The organism is Terrisporobacter mayombei (genome assembly GCF_020748465.1).
GTDB lineage: Bacteria > Bacillota > Clostridia > Peptostreptococcales > Peptostreptococcaceae > Terrisporobacter > Terrisporobacter mayombei.
This window is the reverse complement of the sequence record NZ_JAHZMP010000248.1, coordinates 1-447: the sequence shown is the minus strand read 5'-3', so window position 1 is coordinate 447 and position 447 is coordinate 1. Positions and strand designations below refer to the sequence as shown.

Below are 447 nucleotides of genomic sequence, written 5' to 3'. Positions count from 1 at the left end.
TTACAATAGCAATTTTTACAGTAGCCGTGTTTGTAATGGTGATTTACAACGCGTTTTCACTGTCTGCAAATGCTAGACTTACTCAATTAGGGATATTATCTAGTGTTGGTGCATCACCAAAACAAATTAAAAGGACTGTAGTGTTTGAAGGCTTGTTACTGACAATTATACCATTACCAATAGGTTTATTTTTAGGATGGTTATTGTGTAATAGGCTTATAGTTTATGTTAATTCAGTTAATTATCATACTGATGTTCCAGAAGTGGTATTTACTTACGGTATTCCTGCTTTTCTGCCAGCAGTTTTACTTACAATAGTAACAGTCTGGATTTCTGCACTTATACCAGCACGAAAAGTATCAAAGATATCTCCTATAGAAGCAATACGACAAGGAGATAGTGTTAAAATCAAAAAGTCGCATAAATATTCATTAGGAAAGATATTTG

At 33.1% G+C, this 447-nt stretch carries 1 protein-coding gene; it reads left to right on the top strand.

From position 1 onward, the window contains the following. Window positions 1-35: 35 nt before the first annotated feature. On the top strand, window positions 36-447 hold a 412-nt coding region (locus tag K0039_RS21400), incomplete at its 3' end, for an ABC transporter permease (protein WP_228106903.1).